This is a genomic window from Pseudomonas sp. ANT_J12, assembly GCF_008370045.1.
Lineage (GTDB): Bacteria > Pseudomonadota > Gammaproteobacteria > Pseudomonadales > Pseudomonadaceae > Aquipseudomonas.
Genome location: NZ_VOBN01000006.1, coordinates 49611 through 70045, shown reverse-complemented (window position 1 = coordinate 70045; position 20435 = coordinate 49611). Strand labels below are relative to the sequence as shown.

19 protein-coding genes are annotated in these 20435 nt (G+C 60.5%); 8 read left to right on the top strand and 11 right to left on the bottom strand.

The features are described 5' to 3' along the window. The first annotated feature begins 2 nt into the window (after positions 1-2). A complete protein-coding gene (gyrB, locus tag FQ192_RS15190) occupies positions 3-2426 on the top strand; it encodes a DNA topoisomerase (ATP-hydrolyzing) subunit B (protein WP_149659334.1) in 2424 nt (807 codons plus the stop codon). 151 nt (positions 2427-2577) lie between these two features. On the opposite strand, the gene FQ192_RS15185 is transcribed toward gyrB, so the two are convergent. Further along, positions 2578-3297 carry a response regulator transcription factor gene (locus tag FQ192_RS15185; RefSeq protein WP_149659333.1) on the bottom strand — a complete coding sequence of 240 codons (720 nt, stop codon included), beginning with the start codon at positions 3295-3297 and terminating at the stop codon, positions 2578-2580. Positions 3298-3473: 176 nt separating this feature from the next. Here FQ192_RS15185 and FQ192_RS15180 point away from each other — a divergent pair, with 176 nt between their 5' ends. Further along, on the top strand, positions 3474-5006 hold the full coding sequence (locus tag FQ192_RS15180) for a HAMP domain-containing sensor histidine kinase (protein ID WP_149659332.1): 1533 nt from the start codon (positions 3474-3476) through the stop codon (positions 5004-5006). A gap of 171 nt (positions 5007-5177) precedes the next feature. Here FQ192_RS15180 and FQ192_RS15175 read toward each other — a convergent pair whose 3' ends face one another. The 4 genes from FQ192_RS15175 to glyQ form a co-directional block, all read right to left on the bottom strand. Further along, positions 5178-5957, bottom strand: coding sequence for a 1-acyl-sn-glycerol-3-phosphate acyltransferase (locus tag FQ192_RS15175; RefSeq protein ID WP_149659331.1), 780 nt, complete (start codon positions 5955-5957; stop codon positions 5178-5180). 81 nt (positions 5958-6038) lie between these two features. Continuing rightward, positions 6039-6572: a D-glycero-beta-D-manno-heptose 1,7-bisphosphate 7-phosphatase gene (gene gmhB, locus FQ192_RS15170; RefSeq protein ID WP_149659330.1), complete on the bottom strand. Its 534-nt coding sequence runs from the start codon at positions 6570-6572 to the stop codon at positions 6039-6041. Positions 6573-6578: 6 nt separating this feature from the next. Then, entirely contained in the window at positions 6579-8633 is a 2055-nt protein-coding gene (glyS, locus tag FQ192_RS15165; RefSeq protein WP_149659329.1) for a glycine--tRNA ligase subunit beta, read from the bottom strand. Beyond that, positions 8630-9583 carry a glycine--tRNA ligase subunit alpha gene (gene glyQ, locus FQ192_RS15160; protein WP_008155694.1) on the bottom strand — a complete coding sequence of 318 codons (954 nt, stop codon included), beginning with the start codon at positions 9581-9583 and terminating at the stop codon, positions 8630-8632. Before glyQ ends, glyS begins: the two co-directional genes overlap by 4 nt. Positions 9584-9664: 81 nt before the next feature. On the opposite strand from glyQ, the gene tag reads away from it, so the two are divergent. The 3 genes from tag to FQ192_RS15145 all read left to right on the top strand — a co-directional run bounded on the left by tag (position 9665) and on the right by FQ192_RS15145 (position 11558). Next, positions 9665-10222 (top strand): DNA-3-methyladenine glycosylase I, encoded by a 558-nt coding sequence (gene tag, locus FQ192_RS15155; protein WP_149659328.1) that lies wholly within the window; start codon positions 9665-9667, stop codon positions 10220-10222. A gap of 40 nt (positions 10223-10262) precedes the next feature. After that, the gene (locus tag FQ192_RS15150; protein WP_149659327.1) at positions 10263-11150 is read left to right on the top strand and encodes a lysophospholipid acyltransferase; all 888 of its coding nucleotides are present in this window, start codon (positions 10263-10265) and stop codon (positions 11148-11150) included. A gap of 168 nt (positions 11151-11318) precedes the next feature. Then, on the top strand, positions 11319-11558 hold the full coding sequence (locus tag FQ192_RS15145) for a PilZ domain-containing protein (RefSeq protein ID WP_149659326.1): 240 nt from the start codon (positions 11319-11321) through the stop codon (positions 11556-11558). On the opposite strand, the gene FQ192_RS15140 is transcribed toward FQ192_RS15145, so the two are convergent. The 5 genes from FQ192_RS15140 to def form a co-directional block, all read right to left on the bottom strand. Then, positions 11559-11873 (bottom strand): tetratricopeptide repeat protein, encoded by a 315-nt coding sequence (locus tag FQ192_RS15140; protein ID WP_149659325.1) that lies wholly within the window; start codon positions 11871-11873, stop codon positions 11559-11561. A gap of 195 nt (positions 11874-12068) precedes the next feature. Further along, positions 12069-13442 (bottom strand): Trk system potassium transporter TrkA, encoded by a 1374-nt coding sequence (trkA, locus tag FQ192_RS15135; protein ID WP_149659324.1) that lies wholly within the window; start codon positions 13440-13442, stop codon positions 12069-12071. A gap of 24 nt (positions 13443-13466) precedes the next feature. After that, positions 13467-14777, bottom strand: coding sequence for a 16S rRNA (cytosine(967)-C(5))-methyltransferase RsmB (gene rsmB / locus FQ192_RS15130; protein ID WP_149659323.1), 1311 nt, complete (start codon positions 14775-14777; stop codon positions 13467-13469). After that, positions 14774-15733 (bottom strand): methionyl-tRNA formyltransferase, encoded by a 960-nt coding sequence (gene fmt, locus FQ192_RS15125; RefSeq protein ID WP_149659322.1) that lies wholly within the window; start codon positions 15731-15733, stop codon positions 14774-14776. Before fmt ends, rsmB begins: the two co-directional genes overlap by 4 nt. Positions 15734-15790: 57 nt before the next feature. Next, positions 15791-16297: a peptide deformylase gene (gene def, locus FQ192_RS15120; protein ID WP_074872237.1), complete on the bottom strand. Its 507-nt coding sequence runs from the start codon at positions 16295-16297 to the stop codon at positions 15791-15793. A gap of 167 nt (positions 16298-16464) precedes the next feature. On the opposite strand from def, the gene FQ192_RS15115 reads away from it, so the two are divergent. The 3 genes from FQ192_RS15115 (at position 16465) to FQ192_RS15105 (ending at position 19283) form a co-directional block, all read left to right on the top strand. After that, positions 16465-17490, top strand: coding sequence for a LysM peptidoglycan-binding domain-containing protein (locus FQ192_RS15115; protein WP_149659321.1), 1026 nt, complete (start codon positions 16465-16467; stop codon positions 17488-17490). A 79-nt stretch (positions 17491-17569) separates the two neighbouring features. Further along, a complete protein-coding gene (dprA, locus tag FQ192_RS15110; protein ID WP_149659320.1) occupies positions 17570-18670 on the top strand; it encodes a DNA-processing protein DprA in 1101 nt (366 codons plus the stop codon). 55 nt (positions 18671-18725) lie between these two features. Next, positions 18726-19283: an L-threonylcarbamoyladenylate synthase gene (locus FQ192_RS15105; RefSeq protein WP_149659319.1), complete on the top strand. Its 558-nt coding sequence runs from the start codon at positions 18726-18728 to the stop codon at positions 19281-19283. A 126-nt stretch (positions 19284-19409) separates the two neighbouring features. Here FQ192_RS15105 and FQ192_RS15100 read toward each other — a convergent pair whose 3' ends face one another. Next, positions 19410-20387, bottom strand: coding sequence for an NADPH:quinone reductase (locus tag FQ192_RS15100; RefSeq protein WP_149659318.1), 978 nt, complete (start codon positions 20385-20387; stop codon positions 19410-19412). Positions 20388-20435 lie beyond the last annotated feature (48 nt).

The window sequence follows — 20435 nt, the reverse complement described above, 5'->3', positions numbered from 1 at the left end:
CATTGAGCGAAGAAAATACGAATACCTACGACTCAACGAGCATTAAAGTGCTGAAAGGCCTGGATGCCGTACGCAAACGTCCCGGTATGTACATTGGTGACACCGACGATGGTAGCGGTCTGCACCACATGGTCTTCGAGGTAGTCGACAACTCCATCGATGAAGCGCTCGCTGGCCACTGCGACGATATCAGCATCATTATCCACCCGGATGAGTCCATCACCGTGCGCGACAACGGTCGTGGCATCCCGGTAGACGTACATAAAGAAGAAGGCGTTTCCGCAGCCGAGGTCATCATGACCGTGCTGCACGCCGGCGGTAAGTTCGACGACAACTCCTATAAAGTTTCCGGCGGCCTGCACGGTGTGGGCGTATCGGTAGTGAACGCCCTGTCCGAAGAGCTTGTTCTCACGGTGCGCCGCAGCGGCAAGATCTGGGAGCAGACCTACATCCACGGTGTTCCGAAAGAGCCGATGAAAATCGTTGGTGAAAGCGAAACCACCGGTACCCAGATTCACTTCAAGCCGTCCGACCTGACCTTCAAGAACATCCATTTCAGCTGGGACATCCTGGCCAAGCGGATTCGTGAACTGTCCTTCCTCAACTCCGGTGTCGGCATCGTTCTCAAGGACGAGCGCAGCGGCAAGGAAGAGTTGTTCAAGTACGAAGGCGGCCTGCGTGCGTTCGTTGAATACCTGAACACCAACAAGACTCCGGTCAACCAGGTGTTCCACTTCAACATCCAGCGTGAAGACGGCATCGGCGTTGAAATCGCCCTGCAGTGGAACGACAGCTTCAACGAGAACCTGTTGTGCTTCACCAACAACATTCCACAGCGCGACGGCGGTACTCACCTGGTGGGTTTCCGTTCCGCACTGACGCGTAACCTGAACACCTACATCGAAGCGGAAGGCCTGGCGAAGAAACACAAAGTTGCCACCACTGGTGACGATGCCCGTGAAGGCCTGACCGCGATCATTTCGGTGAAGGTTCCGGATCCGAAGTTCAGCTCCCAGACCAAAGACAAGCTGGTTTCTTCCGAAGTGAAGACCGCGGTCGAACAGGAAATGGGCAAGTACTTCTCCGACTTCCTGCTGGAAAACCCGAACGAAGCCAAGCTGGTCGTCGGCAAGATGATCGACGCGGCCCGTGCCCGTGAAGCGGCGCGTAAAGCCCGTGAGATGACCCGTCGTAAAGGCGCGCTGGATATCGCCGGCCTGCCGGGCAAACTGGCTGACTGCCAGGAAAAAGACCCTGCCCTGTCCGAACTGTACCTCGTGGAAGGTGACTCTGCTGGCGGCTCCGCCAAGCAGGGTCGCAACCGTCGCACCCAGGCCATCCTGCCGTTGAAAGGCAAGATCCTGAACGTCGAGAAGGCGCGCTTCGACAAGATGATCTCTTCGCAAGAAGTGGGCACCTTGATCACTGCGCTGGGCTGCGGCATTGGCCGTGACGAATACAACATCGCCAAGCTGCGTTACCACAACATCATCATCATGACCGATGCTGACGTCGACGGTTCGCACATCCGTACCCTGCTGCTGACCTTCTTCTTCCGTCAGTTGCCGGAGCTGATCGAGCGCGGTTACATCTACATCGCCCAGCCGCCGCTGTACAAGGTCAAGAAAGGCAAGCAAGAGCAATACATCAAAGACGACGACGCCATGGAAGAGTACATGACGCAGTCGGCCCTGGAAGATGCAAGCCTGCACCTGAACGAGGACGCTCCGGGTATCTCCGGACCAGCCCTTGAGCGCCTGGTGAATGACTTCCGTCTGGTCATGAAGACCCTCAAGCGTCTGTCGCGCCTGTACCCACAGGAACTGACCGAGCACTTCATTTACCTGCCTGCTGTCACCCTGGAGCAACTGTCCGATCACGCAGTGATGCAAGACTGGATGGCCAAGTTCGAAGTTCGCCTGCGTACCGTCGAGAAGTCCGGCCTGGTCTACAAAGCCAGCCTGCGTGAAGACCGTGAACGTAACGTCTGGCTGCCAGAGGTCGAACTGATCTCCCACGGCCTGTCGAACTACATCACGTTCAACCGCGACTTCTTCGGCAGCAACGATTACAAAACTGTCGTTTCCCTGGGAGCTCAACTGAGCACTTTGCTCGACGACGGCGCGTACATCCAGCGCGGCGAGCGCAAGAAACCGGTCACCGAATTCAAGGAAGCCCTTGAATGGCTGATGGCTGAAAGCACCAAGCGTCACACCATCCAGCGATACAAAGGTCTGGGCGAGATGAACCCGGATCAGCTGTGGGAAACCACCATGGACCCAGCTCAGCGCCGGATGCTCAAAGTGACCATCGAAGACGCCATTGGCGCGGACCAGATCTTCAACACCCTGATGGGTGATGCGGTCGAACCCCGTCGTGACTTCATCGAAAGCAACGCCTTGGCGGTTTCCAACCTGGACTTCTGATCCAGCGGCAGCGCCAAAACGAAAAAGGCCAACGCACATGCGTTGGCCTTTTTTATGGTTTCGGGAAAATCAAAAGTTCACGGCCTTCGGCAGCACCTACAGATATTGCATTTCAAATGTAGGAGCCGCCGAAGGCTGCGATCTTTTGATCTCATTCGTTTGTGGGGCCCACACTCTCCAACCGATACCCATACCCATAAATCGTCAGCAACTGCCAACCCCGATCCGCCGTCAGCCCCAATTTATTGCGCAGGCGATAAATGTGCGTGTCCAGCGGCCGTGAAGACACCATCTCTTCATGACTCCAGAACCGCCCATACAGATACTCCCGGGACAATGGCCGGCCGAGATTGGTAAACAAGCAACGGGCCAGGCTGTATTCCCGCTCGGTCATGCCGATTGGCGTGCCGGCGCGGGTGACGGTCAGTTCGGCGTCGTCGAATACCAGGTCATTGAAACTCAAGGCTTCGGTGGCCGTCGCCCGTTGCTGGCTATGTCTGCGCAACACGGCAGCGACCCGGGCTTTCAATTCGTTGGGGCGGAACGGTTTGCTGACGTAGTCGTCGGCCCCGGCATTCAGAGCCTGGACGATGTCGCTCTCGGCGTCGCGGCTGGTGAGCATGATGGCCGCTGGCGGCGCGTCCATGTGTTCGCGGGTCCAGCGCAGCAGCGAGAGTCCGCTGAGGTCCGGCAGTTGCCAGTCGAGGATCAACAGGTCGAAGGTTTCCCGGCGTAGCTGACGCAACAGGTCTTCCCCGCGCTCGAAGCTGTGCAATGACCAGGGCTGTTCGCCCGGTTCGGCCATTTGCCGCAGGGTCTGTTCCACCCGGCGTAATTCGGCGGGTTCATCGTCCAGTATCGCGACGCGCATGTGCGGCAGTTCCTTGATGGCGGGTGGGCGGTAGACGATACCGGCTCGGCCTGGGGAGCGAAAGTAAGCGGCGCCCCATTGGTCGTCGTCCGCTATGATTCTCCAGGTTCAATCTACCAATCAGACCAGTGACTCATGAACCTAATTCCCCGGCCCCTCCCCTATCCTTTTTTTCCATGACGAATCAGCGTCGCCGCGAGAGTCGCGAGCCCACTCAAGTTCAGCGTTTGTTCCGGCAATTGGTCCGTGAATGGTTGTGGATAAGTCTGACCCTGCTGCCGCTGACGGCGCTGCTTTCCTACAGCGCCCAATCGGATGGACCCGAAGGTTCGGGCGCGATGGGAGCGTTGATCTCGGTTAGCCTGGTGGCCTGTGTACTCGGCTTAATGTTGCTGCGCCCGCGCCTGGCGCTTTGGTTGACCTTGGGCGGCATGAGTTGCGCGCTACTGATCAGCGCCGGTCTGGCCGAGTTGCGTTGGTGGTGGTCCCCGACAGCGAGCCTGATGGGCATGTTGTTCGGTTACCTGATCTGGAACTGGCGGCGACTGAGCGTGGTGCTGACCTATTTCGGCTGGGAGCTGGCCCGTCTGGACAACGAACCGAAAGTGTTCCCGGAGCGCCGCCGCGTGCAGTTTCCTACGGGGGATCATTTGCAGCGGCAAATCATGGCCCTGGAACAAGCCATGAGTCGCACTCGCGACACGCGACGCTTTATCGCCGATGGCCTGGAATATTTGCCGGTCGCGACGTTGATCAGCGATCCCCAAGGCCGGATTTTGCTCGGCAACCGCAACGCTCGAGACGTGTTTGGCGCTGAGCTGGCCGGTGATGACGTGCTCGAGCAATTGGCGCGCCTGGGTTACCCGGAACTGCTCGATGGATCGCGACCGCCCTTGTCGACTTTGGCCCTGGTCGAGTTCAGGGATATCAAGGGTCGTAGCCTGCGCCTGGAGCGTGCTGCACTGCTGCCAGTGGACGGTGAGACGCCGATCGGTTGGCTGCTGAGCCTGACCGACCTGAGTGTCGAACGCGATGCCGAGGAACAACGTGGCGTGCTGCTGCGTTTTTTGTCCCATGACCTGCGCGCGCCGCATTCGGCGATCCTGGCCCTGCTCGATGTGCATCGCCAGCAAATCGGCGGCGATACGCAGCTGTTCGATCAGATCGAGCGCCAGGTGCGCAGGGCGTTGGACCTCACGGACGGTTTCGTGCAATTAGCCAGAGCCGAGTCCGAGACCTATGAATTCCAGCCCAGTCTGTTCGCCATGCTGGTGCTGGATGTGTTCGACCAGGCCCTGAGCATCGCGCAGCTGAAACAGATCGAGTTGGTCCATTACCTGGAGGACGATGCCCAGGAAAGCCTGATCATGGCCGATCAGGGGCTGCTGACCCGTGCGTTGTTCAACCTGTTGGAGAACGCCATCAAGTACAGCGATGCCGGCACGCGCATCAGTCTGCAAGTCAGTTGCAGTGCAGGATGGCTGAAGTGTGAACTGGCCGATCAAGGCAAAGGCATCGCCGCCCATGAGTTGCCTGAGCTGTTCAACCAGTACCGACGCTTTTCTTCGGCTCAAGGTATTGATGGCGTGGGATTAGGGTTGTCGATGGTTAAAGCCGTGGTGGATCACCACGGTGGGCAGATCGAGTGCCAGAGTGAGGTGGGCAAAGGCACCCGTTTCAGCCTGCATTTTCCCCTGCTGGATCAGTAAATCGCGGGCATAAAAAAACCGGCTATATCAGCCGGTTTTTTTACGTCCGAAAAAAACTTATGCACCTTTTCCGGAATTTTATGAGCTTAAGAAATATGTATATAAATCATAGCTATACAGACTAAATCCGCTGTTTTTCAACAAAACGGTACACAGGTTATCCACAGAATCTCAGACAGCCACTTGATCCGTCGCGGCGGGGGCCTGAGGGGCCGGTGGCAGCGAACCCATATCGCGTTGCATCTGTTCGTTCCAGGCCTGGACTCGATCGTTCAGCGCAGCAATGGCTCGCGGCCCGCTGCCCTCGGCGTACATCGGTTCGCCGATGATCACAGTGATCACGCCTTGCTTCTTTGCCCAACCGGTTTTCGGCCAAAACTTGCCGGCATTGTGTGCAATCGGCAGCACCGGAAGTGCGGCGTTGACCGCCAAAGCGCTACCGCCCCGTGAGAACTTTCCGACAGTGCCGTAGGGAACACGAGTGCCCTCAGGGAAGATCAGCACCCAGACGCCGTCCTTCAGCAACTCATCGCCCTTTTTCGCCACATGCTTGAGCGCGGCTTTCGGGTTATCGCGGTCGATGGCGATCGGTCGCAGCATCGCCATCGCCCAACCGAAGAACGGCACAAAGAGCAGGGAACGCTTGAGGACCTGGCTCAACGGCTCGAAATAAGCCGAGAGAAAGAACGTCTCCCAAGTGCTCTGATGATTCGATTGAATCACGCAAGGTTGGTCCGGCACGTTCTCGGCACCCTTCACTTCATAGCTGATGCCCAGGAACACTTTGCTCAACCACAGCGCGCAGCGGCACCAGTACACATTGATAAAGCGATAACGCGCCTTGAACGGCAGAAATGGCGCGATAAAAAAGCTCAGGCTGCACCAGAGCAACGAGCTGGTGCCCAGCAGCAGGTAAAAGAGGAAGGTTCTGATGGCCTGCAATATCGACATGGTGACGTTTACCGTGCGGGCTCTGCCCGTCTATATAAAGCGCAATCCCGATCAATCCTTGGTCAGGAATCTCGAAACGCTCTAATTGTGGATAAGTTCTGCGGCAATCGCCGCCAGATCGTCAAAAATCAAGGTGCCTGCCGGTAGGGCCTTGCCCAAAGTCTTTTCGCCTTTCCCGGTCTTTACCAAAACTGGCTGAGAATCGACGGCTTTTGCGGCTTCCAGGTCACCAAGGGTATCGCCGACAAACCATAGATCAGTCAGCGACACGTTGTAATGCGCGGCGATGGTTTTCAACATCCCGGGTTTTGGCTTGCGGCAATCGCAGCCGTCGTCCGGCCCGTGGGGGCAATAGACGATCAGCCCGACCTCACCACCCTGCTCCGCCACCAGTGAGCGCAAGCGCTCGTGCATGGCGTCCAGGGTGGCGATGTCGTAATAGCCGCGAGCGATGCCCGACTGGTTGGTAGCGACCGCCACCGTCCAGCCGGCCTTGCTCAACTGCGCGATGGCTGCGATCGAACCGGGGAGCGGAATCCACTCCTCCACCGACTTGATGTAAGCGTCGGAGTCGTAATTGATCACCCCGTCCCGATCGAGAATCAGCAGTTTCAAACTGTCTTACCCCAGCAGCGAAATGTCGGCAACGCCGAGGAACAGCCCACGCAGACGCGACAGCAAGGCATAACGGTTGGCGCGCACCTTGGCATCCTCCGCATTGACCATCACCGCTTCGAAGAACGCATCCACCGGCTCGCGCAAGGCAGCCAGGCGCGCCAGCGATTCGCTGTACTGACGCGCAGCGGCCATCGGCTGGACAGCCTGGTCAGCCTGCTGGATCGCCGAGTACAGGGAGAACTCGTTGGCGTTGTCGAAGTACTTGGCTTCCACTACCGACGGAATCGAGCCTTCGGCTTTGCTCAGCAGGTTCGAAACGCGCTTGTTCACCGCAGCCAGGGCGGCGGCTTCCGGCAATTTGCGGAACGCTTCTACCGCTTGAACACGCTGATCGAAGTCCAGTGCGGAACCCGGTTTCAGCGCACGCACCGACAGGTAAGTGCCGACATCCACGCCTTCGTCTTCGTAACGGGCACGCAGACGGTCGAAGATAAACTCCAGCACCAAATCGTTCAGGCCGGCAGCCTTGATCTTGGCGCCGAACGCGTTCACGGCAAAAGCCACGGCGTCGTTCAGGTCGAGGTCGAGCTTCTTGTCGATCAGGATGCGCAACACGCCCAGTGCCGCACGGCGCAGGGCATACGGGTCTTTGCTACCGGTAGGCAGCATGCCGATGCCGAAGATGCCGACCAGGGTGTCGAGTTTGTCGGCGATGGCCACGGCCGCACCGGTCAGGGTGGTCGGCAGTTCAGCGCCGGCACCGCGAGGCATGTACTGCTCGTTCAGCGCCAGAGCGACTTCTTCCGGCTCGCCGTCGTTGAGGGCGTAGTAGTAACCGGCGACGCCTTGCATCTCCGGGAACTCACCGACCATCTCGGTCGCCAGGTCGCACTTGGACAGCAGGCCGGCACGGGAGGCCCAGGCTGCGTTGCCGCCAATGCGCTGCGCGATGTACGCGGCCAGTTTGGAAACGCGCTCGGCCTTGTCATAGACGCTGCCGAGTTTTTCCTGGAACACCACGTTTTGCAGGCGCAGGTTGAAGTCTTCGAGTTTCTGCTTCTTGTCTTGCTTGAAGAAGAACTCGGCGTCGGTCAGGCGTGGGCGAACCACTTTCTCGTTACCGGCGATGATCTGCTGCGGGTCTTTGCTTTCGATGTTGGCCACGGTAATGAAACGTGGCAGCAACTTGCCGTCGGCATCCAGCAGGCAGAAGTACTTCTGGTTGTCCTGCATGGTGGTGATCAGGGCTTCTTGCGGCACATCGAGGAAACGCTCCTCGAACGAGCACACCAGCGGCACCGGCCATTCAACCAGCGCGGTCACTTCATCGAGCAAGGCTGGAGGAACGATGGCGGTGCCTTCCTGCAGGGTCGCCAGTTCTTCGGTGCGCTTGCTGATGATGGCGCGACGCTCGTTGGCATCGGCCAATACGTAGGCTGCACGCAGGTCGGCCAGGTAGTTGGCCGGCGCCGTGATGCGCACGCTTTGTGGGTGATGGAAGCGGTGGCCACGGGAATCGCGGCCAGCCTTCTGGGCGAGGATCGTGCAGTCGATGACCTGGTCACCGAGCAGCATCACCAGCCACTGGGTCGGACGCACGAATTCTTCCTTGCGAGCACCCCAGCGCATGCGCTTCGGGATCGGCAGGTCGTTCAGGGAGTCTTCGACGATGGTCGGCAGCAGGCTCGCGGTCGGTTTGCCGGCGATGCTCTGGCTGTAACGCAGTTTCGGGCCGCTCTGATCGATTTCGCTCAGGTCGACGCCGCACTTCTTGGCAAAGCCCAGTGCTGCTTGGGTCGGGTTGCCATCGGCATCGAAGGCAGCCTGACGCGGCGGGCCGTCGAGGTTGATGCTGCGATCCGGTTGCTGGGTCGCCAGCGCGGTGATCAGCACGGCCAGGCGACGCGGCGCGGCGTACACGGTTTTGGCTTCGTAGTTCAGGCCAGCGGCTTGCAGGCCTTTGTCGATACCGGCCAGGAACGCATCGGCCAGGGTGTTCAGGGCTTTGGGTGGCAGTTCTTCGGTGCCCAATTCAACCAGGAAATCCAGAGCACTCATTGTGCAGCCTCCAGCTTAGCCAACACTTCATCACGCAGGTCCGGGGTTGCCATCGGGAAGCCCAGCTTGGCGCGAGCCAGCAGGTAGGCTTGCGCAACGGAACGCGCCAGGGTGCGTACACGCAGGATGTATTGCTGACGCGCAGTCACCGAGATTGCCCGGCGCGCATCCAGCAGGTTGAAGGTATGGGAGGCCTTCAACACCATTTCGTAGCTCGGCAACGGCAGCGGCTGGTCGAGTTCGATCAGGCGCTTGGCTTCGCTTTCGTAGAAATCGAACAGCTCGAACAGCTTCTCGACGTTGGCGTGTTCGAAGTTGTAGGTCGATTGCTCGACTTCGTTCTGGTGGAACACGTCGCCGTAGGTGACTTTGCCCATCGGGCCGTCAGCCCAGACCAGGTCGTAGACCGAATCCACGCCTTGCAGGTACATGGCCAGACGCTCAAGACCGTAAGTGATCTCGCCGGTTACCGGGTAGCATTCGATGCCGCCCGCTTGCTGGAAGTACGTGAACTGCGTCACTTCCATGCCGTTGAGCCAGACTTCCCAGCCCAGACCCCAGGCGCCCAGGGTTGGCGACTCCCAGTTGTCTTCGACGAAGCGAATGTCGTGGACCAACGGGTCCAGGCCAACGTGCTTGAGGGAGCCCAGGTACAGTTCCTGGAAGTTGTCCGGGTTCGGCTTCAGGACTACCTGGAACTGATAGTAGTGCTGCAGACGGTTCGGGTTTTCGCCGTAGCGGCCGTCAGTCGGGCGACGACTGGGCTGCACATAAGCGGCGTTCCAGGTTTCCGGGCCGATGGCGCGCAGAAACGTGGCTGTGTGGAAAGTGCCGGCGCCTACTTCCATATCGTAGGGCTGAAGTACCACGCAACCTTGCTCGGCCCAGTATTGCTGGAGGGCGAGGATCAAGTCTTGGAAGGTACGCACGGCTGGCGTAGGCTGGCTCACGTAATTCACCTGTTTCTTGGGCTGCGATTTAAAGAGCGGGAGTATACCCGATTCGTTGCTGCGCACGCCCCCTGGAGCCTTATGCCACGCTGCTTTTGGTGTTCCGAAGATCCGCTGTACATGGCTTATCACGATCAGGAGTGGGGCACGCCGCTACGCGATGCGCAGGGATTGTTCGAGTTGCTTTTGCTCGAAGGGTTCCAGGCCGGCCTTTCATGGATCACCGTGTTGCGCAAACGTGAGCGTTATCGCGAGGTGTTGTTCGGCTTCGACGTACAACGCGTGGCGCAGATGAGCGACGCGGAAATCGATGAATTGATGCTCGATCCCGGCATTATCCGCAACCGCCTCAAACTCAACGCGGCCCGGCGCAACGCCCAGGCCTGGCTGGTGCTGGAGGACCCGGTGGCGTTTCTCTGGTCCTTCGTGGGTGGCAAACCGCTGATTAATCATTTCAAGGATCGCAGCCAGGTGCCGGCCGTGACGCCGGTCGCCGTGGAGATGAGCAAAGGCCTGAAAAAGGCTGGCTTTACGTTCGTTGGCCCGACCATTTGTTACGCGCTGATGCAGGCCTCGGGCATGGTCATGGACCATACCCAGGATTGCGATCGCTACGCGACGCTGGCGAACGGCGGTTAGAATGGCCGCCTCGCACACAGCACAAGATCAGGAGTGACCTGTGGATAAGTTTAAAGGCGCCTTGCTGGTAGGCGCTCTGCGGCTGTTTGCCCTGCTTCCGTGGCGGGCCGTGCAAGCCGTCGGTTCGGCCATTGGCTGGATGATGTGGAAAACCCCCAACCGTTCCCGCGACGTGGTGCGGATCAACCTGGCCAAGTGCTTCCCGGACATGGACCCGGCCGAACGCGAGCGTCTGGTGGGCCAGAGTCTGAGAGACATCGGCAAGTCCCTGACCGAAAGCGCCTGCGCCTGGATCTGGCCGGCCCAGCGCTCCATCGACCTGGTGCGTGAAGTCGAAGGCCTCGACGTGTTGAAGGATGCGCTCGCGTCCGGCAAAGGTGTGGTGGGCATCACCAGCCACCTCGGCAACTGGGAAGTGTTGAACCACTTCTATTGCAACCAGTGCAAACCGATCATTTTCTATCGTCCGCCGAAGTTGAAAGCCGTGGACGATTTGCTGCGCAAGCAGCGGGTGCAATTGGGCAACCGCGTGGCCGCTTCCACCAAGGAAGGCATCCTCAGCGTGATCAAGGAAGTGCGCAAAGGTGGTGCAGTGGGCATCCCCGCTGACCCGGAGCCGGCCGAATCCGCCGGGATCTTCGTGCCGTTTTTCGCCACCCAGGCGCTGACCAGTAAATTCGTACCGAACATGCTCGCCGGCGGCAAAGCGGTCGGCGTGTTCCTGCATGCCCTGCGCCTTCCGGACGGTTCGGGGTACAAAGTGATCCTCGAAGCCGCACCAGACGCCATGTACAGCACCGATACCGAGACGTCCTGCGCAGCGATGAGCCAGGTGGTCGAGCGCTACGTGCGGGCGTATCCGAGCCAGTACATGTGGAGCATGAAGCGCTTCAAGAAGCGTCCACCGGGTGAAGAACGCTGGTACTGACATAAATGGCACGATCTGTGGATAACTACGCCCTGTAGGAGCGAGGCTTGCCCGCGAAGAGGCCATCAAATTCAACATTGATGTTGGATGGGATGTCGCCTTCGCGGGCAAGCCTCGCTCCTACAAGTCCAGGTTATCCACAACCCACGTTCAGCAAGGGCGCAGAAGATGTCCGAACACCGCAAATCATTGCGCATCAAGATCAGTCACGAAAGCTTCGGCGAATGCCTGGGCCAGACCCGTAACCTCTCGACGACGGGCGTCTACGTCCAGCACCCGAGCCTGTCGGCGTTGCCCAAGGGCGCGGTGGTTTATGGCCAGGTGCAGGGCTTACCCACAGGCGCGCCGCGCGTGCGCATGGAAGTGGTGCTGGTGGACGCCGAGGGGATTGGCCTGCGCTATCTCTGATCAGTGGGCCTGACGATCAAGCTTCTTCAGGAACACCGTCATCTCCTTTTCCGCCTGCTTGTCGCCATGGGCGCGGGCGGCTTCCAGGCCTTGTTCCCAGGCCTGACGCGCGGCGGCATGATCCGACAGCGCCAGATGGGCCTTGCCCAGCAACTTCCACGCCGCCGAATACTTTGGATCGAACTCGACGCAACGCTGGAAATGCTCGGCGGCCTTGGCATTTTCCCCAAGATCCAGATACCCCTTGCCCAGGCCGAAGCGCAGCAATGAGTTATCCACACCCTTGGCGAGCATTTTTTCCAGGGATTCGAGCATGGTTGGCACCTTTGGGTTATGTGGAAAGGTTCAGCGATCGTTCCCACGCTCCGCGTGGGAATGCAGCCCGGGACGCTCCGCGTCCCATCCAAAGCCGAACGCGGAGCGTCCGTTGAGGCATTCCCACGCTCCGCGTGGGAACGATCAGCTATTCAATCTGTAGGAGCGAGGCTTGCCCGCGAAGAGGCCCTCGGATCAGAAGAAGCTCAACCCGACATGAAACAGCTTCTCCACATCCCGAATATGCTTCTTATCCACAAGGAACAGAATCACATGGTCGCCGGTTTTGATCACCGTATCGCCGTGGGCAATGATCACTTCTTCGTCACGAATGATCGCGCCGATGGTGGTGCCCGGCGGCAAACCGATGTTCTCGATGGCCTTGCCAATCACCTTGCTCGACTTCGCATCGCCATGGGCAATCGCCTCGATGGCTTCCGCCGCGCCCCGGCGCAGTGAGTGCACGCTGACGATATCGCCACGGCGCACGTGGGCCAACAGGGTGCCGATAGTCGCCAATTGCGGGCTGATGGCTATGTCGATGTCGCCGCCCTGGATCAGATCAACGTAGGCCGGGTTGTTGATGATCGTCATCACCTTCTTCGCGCCCAGGCGCTTGGCCAGCAACGACGACATGATGTTGGCTTCGTCGTCGTTGGTCAGGGCCAGGAACAGGTCGGCGTCGGCGATGTTCTCTTCCAGCAGCAGGTCCCGGTCCGAAGCGCTGCCCTGCAGGACGACGGTGCTGTCGAGGGTGTCCGAGAGATGACGGCAGCGTGCCGGGTTCATCTCGATGATCTTCACCTGGTAACGGCTTTCAATGGCCTCGGCCAGCCGTTCACCGATCTGTCCGCCACCGGCGATGACGATGCGCTTGTAGCTTTCATCGAGGCGGCGCATTTCGCTCATCACCGCGCGAATATTCGCCTTGGCCGCGATGAAAAACACTTCGTCGTCGGCCTCGATTACCGTATCGCCCTGGGGCAGGATGGGTCGGTCGCGACGAAAAATCGCCGCTACGCGGGTTTCGACGTTCGGCATGTGCTCGCGCAATTGTCGCAGTTGCTGACCCACCAACGGCCCGCCGTAATAGGCCTTCACCGCCACCAATTGCGCTTTGCCTTCGGCGAAGTCGATCACCTGCAAGGCGCCGGGGTGTTCGATCAGGCGCTTGATGTAGTTGGTGACCACTTGTTCCGGGCTGATCAGCACGTCCACCGGGATCGCGTCGTTGTTGAACAGCCCGCCGCGCGTCAGATACGCGGCTTCGCGAACCCGAGCGATTTTGGTCGGGGTGTGGAACAGGGTGTGGGCGACCTGGCAGGCGACCATGTTGGTTTCGTCGCTGTTGGTCACGGCGACCAGCATGTCCGCGTCGTCGGCGCCGGCCTGACGCAGCACCGTCGGAAACGACGCGCGGCCCTGCACGGTGCGGATGTCGAGACGATCACCGAGGTCGCGCAGGCGTTCGCCATCGGTGTCGACCACGGTGATGTCGTTAGCTTCGCTGGCCAAGTGTTCCGCCAGCGAACCGCCGACCTGCCCCGCGCCGAGGATGATGATCTTCATCCAGTCACTCCCTTGAAAATCCGGTTAACCGCGTGCGGCGGCAATCTTGATCAGCTTGGCGTAGTAGAACCCGTCGTGACCGCCCTGCTGGGCCAGCAATTGGCGACCATGGGGCTGCTTGATCCCGGCTGTGGTGGCGAGGTCCAGTTCACGGGCACCCGGCGTGCGGGCGAGGAAGGCTTCGATGACTTCGGTGTTCTCGGTCGGCAGCGTCGAGCAGGTGGCGTAAAGCAGAATCCCGCCCACTTCCAGAGTTATCCACATGGCGTCGAGCAATTCGCCTTGCAGCACCGCGAGTGCGGCGATGTCGTCCGGTTGGCGGGTCAGCTTGATGTCCGGGTGGCGACGGATCACGCCGGTGGCCGAGCACGGCGCGTCGAGCAGGATGCGCTGGAATGGCTTGCCGTCCCACCAGGTCGCGGTGTCGCGGCCGTCGGCGGCGATCAGTTCGGCGCTCAGGCCCAGACGCGCGAGGTTTTCCCTCACCCGCACCAGACGCTTGGCTTCCAGGTCCACCGCCACCACGCCGGCCAGTGCCGGCTCGGCTTCGAGGATGTGGCAGGTCTTGCCGCCGGGGGCGCAGCAGGCGTCGAGTACCCGTTGGCCCGGCGCCAAGTCAAGTAGATCGGCGGCCAGTTGCGCGGCTTCGTCCTGCACGCTAATCCAGCCTTCGGCGAAACCCGGCAGGCTGCGTACGTCGGCGGCGGCGTCGAGAATGATGCCGTCGCGGCTGTAAACGCATGGCGTGGCGGCGATGCCCGCGTCACTCAGCAAGCCGAGGTACGCATCGCGCGTCTGATGGCGACGGTTGACCCGCAGAATCATCGGCGGATGCGCGTTGTTCGCCGCGCAGATGGCTTCCCACTGCTCAGGCCAGAACGCTTTCAGGGATTTTTGCAGCCAGCGAGGATGGGCGGTGCGCACTACCGGGTCGTGTTCCAGCTCGGCCAGCAGCGCTTCGCTTTCCCGTTGGGCGCGGCGCAGCACGGCGTTGAGCAAGGCCTTGGCCCAGGGCTTCTTGAGCTTGTCGGCACAACCGACGGTTTCGCCAATGGCGGCGTGGGCCGGGACGCGGGTGTAAAGCAATTGATAGAGGCCGACCAGCAACAACGCCTCGACATCGGCATCCGCCGCTTTGAACGGCTTCTGCAACAACTTGGCCGCCAGCGCCGACAAGCGTGGCTGCCAGCGCGCAGTGCCGAACGCCAGGTCCTGGGTGAAGCCACGATCGCGGTCTTCGACCTTGTCCATCTGCGTCGGCAGGGAACTGTTGAGCGAAGCTTTTCCGTTCAGGACAGCGGCAAGTGCCTTGGCGGCGGCCAGACGCGGGTTCATTGAGCGTCCACCACTTGGCCGAGCACGGTGCCGACGGCGAATTTCTCACGGCGGCTGTTGAACAAGTCGCTGAAGTTCAGCGCCTTGCCGCCGGGCAATTGCAGACGGGTCAGGCACAGCGCCTGTTCACCGCAGGCGACGATCAGGCCGTCCTTGCTGGCGCCGAGGATTTCCCCCGGATTGCCCTGCCCTTCGGCGAGATTGGCGGCCAATACTTTCAGCGCTTCGCCATTCAGCGTGCTGTGGGTGATCGGCCACGGGTTGAAGGCGCGGACCAGGCGTTCCAGCTCAACCGCCGGACGGCTCCAGTCGATGCGTGCTTCGTCTTTGTTCAATTTGTGAGCATAAGTGGCGAGGCTGTCGTCCTGCACTTCGCCTTCCAGCGTTCCGGCAGCGAGGCCGGCAATCGCTTGAATCACGGCGGGCGGGCCCATTTCGGCCAGACGGTCGTGGAGGCTGCCGCCGGTGTCTTCGCCAGTGATCGGCGTGGTGACTTTCAGCAGCATCGGGCCGGTATCCAGGCCCAGTTCCATGCGCATCACCGTCACGCCGCTTTCGGCATCGCCCGCTTCAACGGCGCGCTGGATCGGCGCCGCCCCACGCCAGCGTGGCAGCAGCGAGGCGTGGCTGTTGATGCAACCCAGGCGCGGAATATCCAGCACCACTTGCGGCAGGATAAGACCGTAGGCGACCACCACCAGCAAGTCGGGCTTGAGTGCGGCCAGTTCAGCCTGGGCGTCTTCGTTGCGCAGGGTCGGCGGTTGCAGCACCGGGATGTTGTTTTCCAGAGCCAGCTGCTTGACCGGGCTCGGCATCAGTTTTTGCCCGCGGCCCGCCGGACGGTCCGGTTGGGTGTAGACCGCGACGATCTCGTAAGGGCTGGCGAGCAGGGCCTTGAGGTGTTCGGCGGCGAATTCCGGGGTGCCGGCAAAGACGATGCGCAGTGGCTCAGTCATGGGAGCAATCTCTGAAAAGAAAAAGGCTTGCCGCAGCAAGCCTTTGAAAGGAGGGCATCAAGCGTTCTGGCGATGGAGCTTTTCCAGTTTCTTCTTGATTCGGTCGCGTTTGAGGTTCGACAGGTAATCGACGAACAACTTGCCGTTGAGGTGGTCGCATTCATGCTGGATGCACACGGCGAGCAGGCCTTCGGCGATCAGTTCGTAGGGTTGGCCATCGCGGTCCAGGGCTTTGATCCTGACCTTTTGCGGGCGATCGACGTTTTCGTAGAAGCCCGGCACCGAGAGGCAGCCTTCCTGGTATTGCTCCATCTCGTCGGTCAGGGTTTCGAACTCGGGGTTGATGAACACCCGCGGTTCGCTGCGGTCTTCGGAGAGGTCCATCACGACGATACGTTTGTGCACGTTGACCTGGGTCGCGGCGAGGCCGATGCCTGGCGCTTCATACATTGTTTCAAACATGTCATCGACCAACTGACGCACTTCGTCGTCCACTACGGCCACGGGTTTGGCGATAGTGCGCAGGCGCGAGTCGGGAAATTCGAGGATGTCTAAAATGGCCATAAGCTTAATTGCTGCACATGTGAGGTAAAGTCGGGTCGATGGCCTGGCGGGTCCGAAGATGCAGGCTACCGTTGTAAAACGTAGCTCCTTTCTTTGTGAAGAGCCAGGAGCGAGCCACGGGGGCTCTGGCGTTTTACGCGAACGCACATAATAAAGGGATTCACCGCATGAGGAAATCACTACTCGCCTTGCTCCTTCTGGCCTCGGCCGGTTTGGCGCACGGGCAAGTGCAGCTCAAGGAAGGTTTTCCGCAGCAATACACAGTGGTAAGGGGCGACACACTTTGGGACATCTCCGGCAAATTCCTGCGTGAGCCGTGGAAATGGCCCGAACTCTGGCAGGTCAATCCGCAAATCCAGAATCCCAATCTGATCTATCCCGGCGACTTGCTGACGCTCACTTACGTCAACGGCCAGCCGCGCCTGACCCTTAATCGCGGCGAGTCCCGCGGCACCATCAAGCTCTCGCCACGGATCCGCAGCAGCCCGGTGGCCGACGCGATACCGAGCATTCCGCTGCAATCGATCAACAGCTTTCTGTTGAGCAACCGCATCGTCGACAAGGCCGAGGACTTCGACAAGGCGCCTTACATCGTCGCCGGCGATGCCGAACGCGTCCTCAGCGGCACCGGCGACCGCATCTTCGCCCGCGGCCACTTCGACCCGAACCAGCCGGTGTACGGCATCTTCCGCCAGGGCAAGGTCTACACCGATCCGCAGAGCAAGGAGTTCCTGGGGATCAACGCCGACGACATCGGCGGCGGCGAGATTGTCGCGACCGAGGGCGATGTCGCCACCCTGGCGCTGCAACGCACCACCCAGGAAGTGCGCCTCGGCGACCGCTTGTTCAGCGGCGAAGAACGGGCGATCAATTCGACCTTCATGCCCAGCGCGCCGAAGAACGACATCAACGGCTTGATCATCGATGTGCCGCGCGGGGTCACGCAGATTGGCGCGATGGACGTGGTCACGCTGAACAAGGGGCAACGGGACGGCCTGGTCGAAGGCAATGTGCTGGTGGTGATGAAAACCGGCGAAACCGTGCGTGATCGCGTGACCGGCCAACCGCTGAAAATTCCCGATGAACGCGCCGGTTTGCTGATGGTTTTCCGCACCTACGACAAACTTAGTTACGGGTTGGTCCTTAATGCATCGCGCTCGCTGGCGGTGATGGATAAGGTGCGAAATCCTTAGCCTGCTCCACAAGTTACCAACAGAGTTATCCACAGCTTATTCCCGATTAAACGGGGCTCATAACGATCAAGGATGATCCATGTCGCTCACTGCTTTTACCCCGGTTTCTCCTGCGGAACTGGAAGCCCGACTACGCCTGCATCGCCTTCCCGAACTCGGACCGGCGCGATTTAAAAAACTCCTCGAAGCCTTTGGTTCGGCCTCAAAAGCCATTAGCGCGCCCGCCAGTGCCTGGCGTGCGTTGGGGTTGCCGGCGGCCAGCGCCGAGGCTCGACGCTCCAGTGAAATCCGCGACGGCGCCAGCCACGCATTGGCCTGGCTAGAGCGTCCGGCCCAGCATTTACTGATGTGGGACCAACCCGAGTACCCGGCGTTACTGGCGGAAATCAGCGATGCACCGCCGCTGTTATTTGTCGCCGGCGATCCGGGCATCCTCGAAAAACCGCAACTGGCGATGGTCGGCAGCCGCCGTGCTTCACGGCCGGGGATGGACACGGCCGCTGCGTTTTCCCGCAGCCTGGCCGGTGCCGGATTCGTCATCACCAGCGGCCTGGCTCTGGGCATCGATGCTGCCGCACATCAGGCGGCTTTGGACGTGGGCGGGCGAACGGTCGGGGTACTTGGCACGGGACTTGAAAAGTTTTATCCACAGCGCAACCGTCGACTGGCGGACGCCATGATTGCCTCGGGCAGCGCGGTGCTTTCCGAGTTCCCGCTGGACGCCGGCCCGAGCGCCAGCAACTTCCCCCGGCGCAACCGGATCATCAGCGGTTTATCCCTCGGCGTGTTGGTGGTCGAGGCCAGTGTCGCCAGCGGTTCGTTGATTACGGCCAGGCTTGCGGCGGAACAGGGGCGCGAGGTGTATGCGATTCCGGGATCGATTCATCACCCCGGCGCCAAGGGCTGCCATCAACTGATCCGCGACGGCGCGATGCTGGTGGAAACCATCGACCACATTCTCGAAGCCCTACGCGGCTGGCAACAATTGCCGTTATCCACAGAAACTCCGCAGGCGACCCATCCGTTGCTGATGTTGCTGCACGCGGCGCCGCACACCAGTGAAGCGTTGGCCCACAGTAGCGGGTGGGCCCTGCCCAAAGTGCTGGCGGCGTTGACGGAACTGGAAATGGACGGCCGGGCCGTGTGCGAAAGCGGACGCTGGTTTGCGCGGGTGAGCTAGGTTTTATAAGGAAGATCGGTAAACTGCGCAGAGCCTTATTCCGGAGAGTTTTTTCATGGTCAACAGTTGGCGTGTGCAACAAGCCGCGCAAGCCGTTCGCGCAGGGGCGGTGATTGCCTATCCAACCGAAGCCGTCTGGGGCCTGGGTTGTGATCCGTGGAACGAAGAAGCGGTCAGCCGTTTGTTGATGATCAAGGGCCGGGCCATGGGTAAAGGCCTGATCCTGGTGGCCGACAATATTCGGCAGTTCGACTTCCTGTTCGAAGATTTCCCTGAACTGTGGATGGACCGTATGGCCAGCACTTGGCCGGGGCCAAACACTTGGTTGGTGCCACACCAGAATCTGTTGCCGCAATGGATTACCGGCGTGCATGAAACCGTGGCGCTGCGGGTCAGCGATCACCCGTTGGTGCGGGATTTGTGCGCAGCAGTGGGGCCGCTGGTGTCGACGTCTGCCAACCCGCAGGGCCGGCCGGCGGCGCGCACGCGGATTCGCGTCGAGCAGTATTTCCGTGGGCAAATCGATGGCGTGCTGGGCGGTAATCTCGGTGGGCGCAAGAACCCGAGTGTGATTCGGGATGTGGCGACCGGGCATGTGGTGCGCCCGGGCTAACACCTGAGTGACTTGTGGCGAGGGAGCTTGCTCCCGTTGGACTGCGCAGCAGTCCCCTTCTTTTTAGGGAGAAGCGGGGCCGCTTCGCAGCCCAGCGGGAGCAAGCTCCCTCGCCACAGTGCGGCGTTACGGCAACAACACCGTAGAACCCGTCGTGCGCCGCGCCGACAACTCGGTCTGCGCCTTCGCCGCTTGCGCCAATGGGTACTTCTGGCTGATATCGACCTTCAACTTGCCGCTGATGATCATCTCGAACAGTTCATCGGCCATGCGCTGCAAGTTCTCGGCGTTGTTGGCGTAAGTCGCCAGGGTTGGCCGGGTCACGTACAGCGAACCCTTCGCCGACAGAATCCCCAGGTTCACCCCGTCCACCGCGCCCGACGCATTGCCGAAGCTCACCACCAATCCCCTAGGCTGCACGCTATCGAGCGACGTCAGCCAAGTGTCCTTGCCCACGCCGTCGTACACCACCGGGACTTTTTTCCCGTCAGTCAATTCCAGCACGCGTTTTGCGACATCTTCGTGGCTGTAATCGATCGTCGCCCAGGCGCCGTTGGCCTTGGCCAGCGCGGCTTTCTCCGCTGAGCTGACGGTGCCGATCAGCTTCACGCCCAGAGCCTTGGCCCACTGGCAGGCCAGGGAACCGACACCACCCGCTGCTGCATGGAACAGGATGGTTTCGCCACCCTTGAGTTCATACGTCTGACGCAACAGGTACTGCACGGTGAGGCCCTTGAGCATCACGCCGGCGGCCTGCTCGAAGCTGATCGCATCCGGCAGGCTCACCAGATTGGCTTCCGGCAGCACATGGACTTCGCTATATGCACCCAGCGGTCCGCTGCCATACGCCACGCGATCACCGACTTTGAAGCGGGTGACTTCACTGCCCACGGCTTCGACGATGCCGGCGCCTTCCGAACCCAGACCGGACGGCAACGCTGGCAGCGGATAGAGGCCGCTGCGGTAGTAGGTGTCGATGAAGTTCAGGCCGATCGCCTTGTTGGTGACGCGCACTTGCTGCGGGCCGGGCTCGGCGGGCTGGTAATCGACATACTCAAGCACTTCGGGGCCGCCATGGGCGCGGAATTGAATACGCTTTGCCATCAGAACTCTCCTTAGGTCGCATTACGAAGCTCCCTATCGGACTCCTAT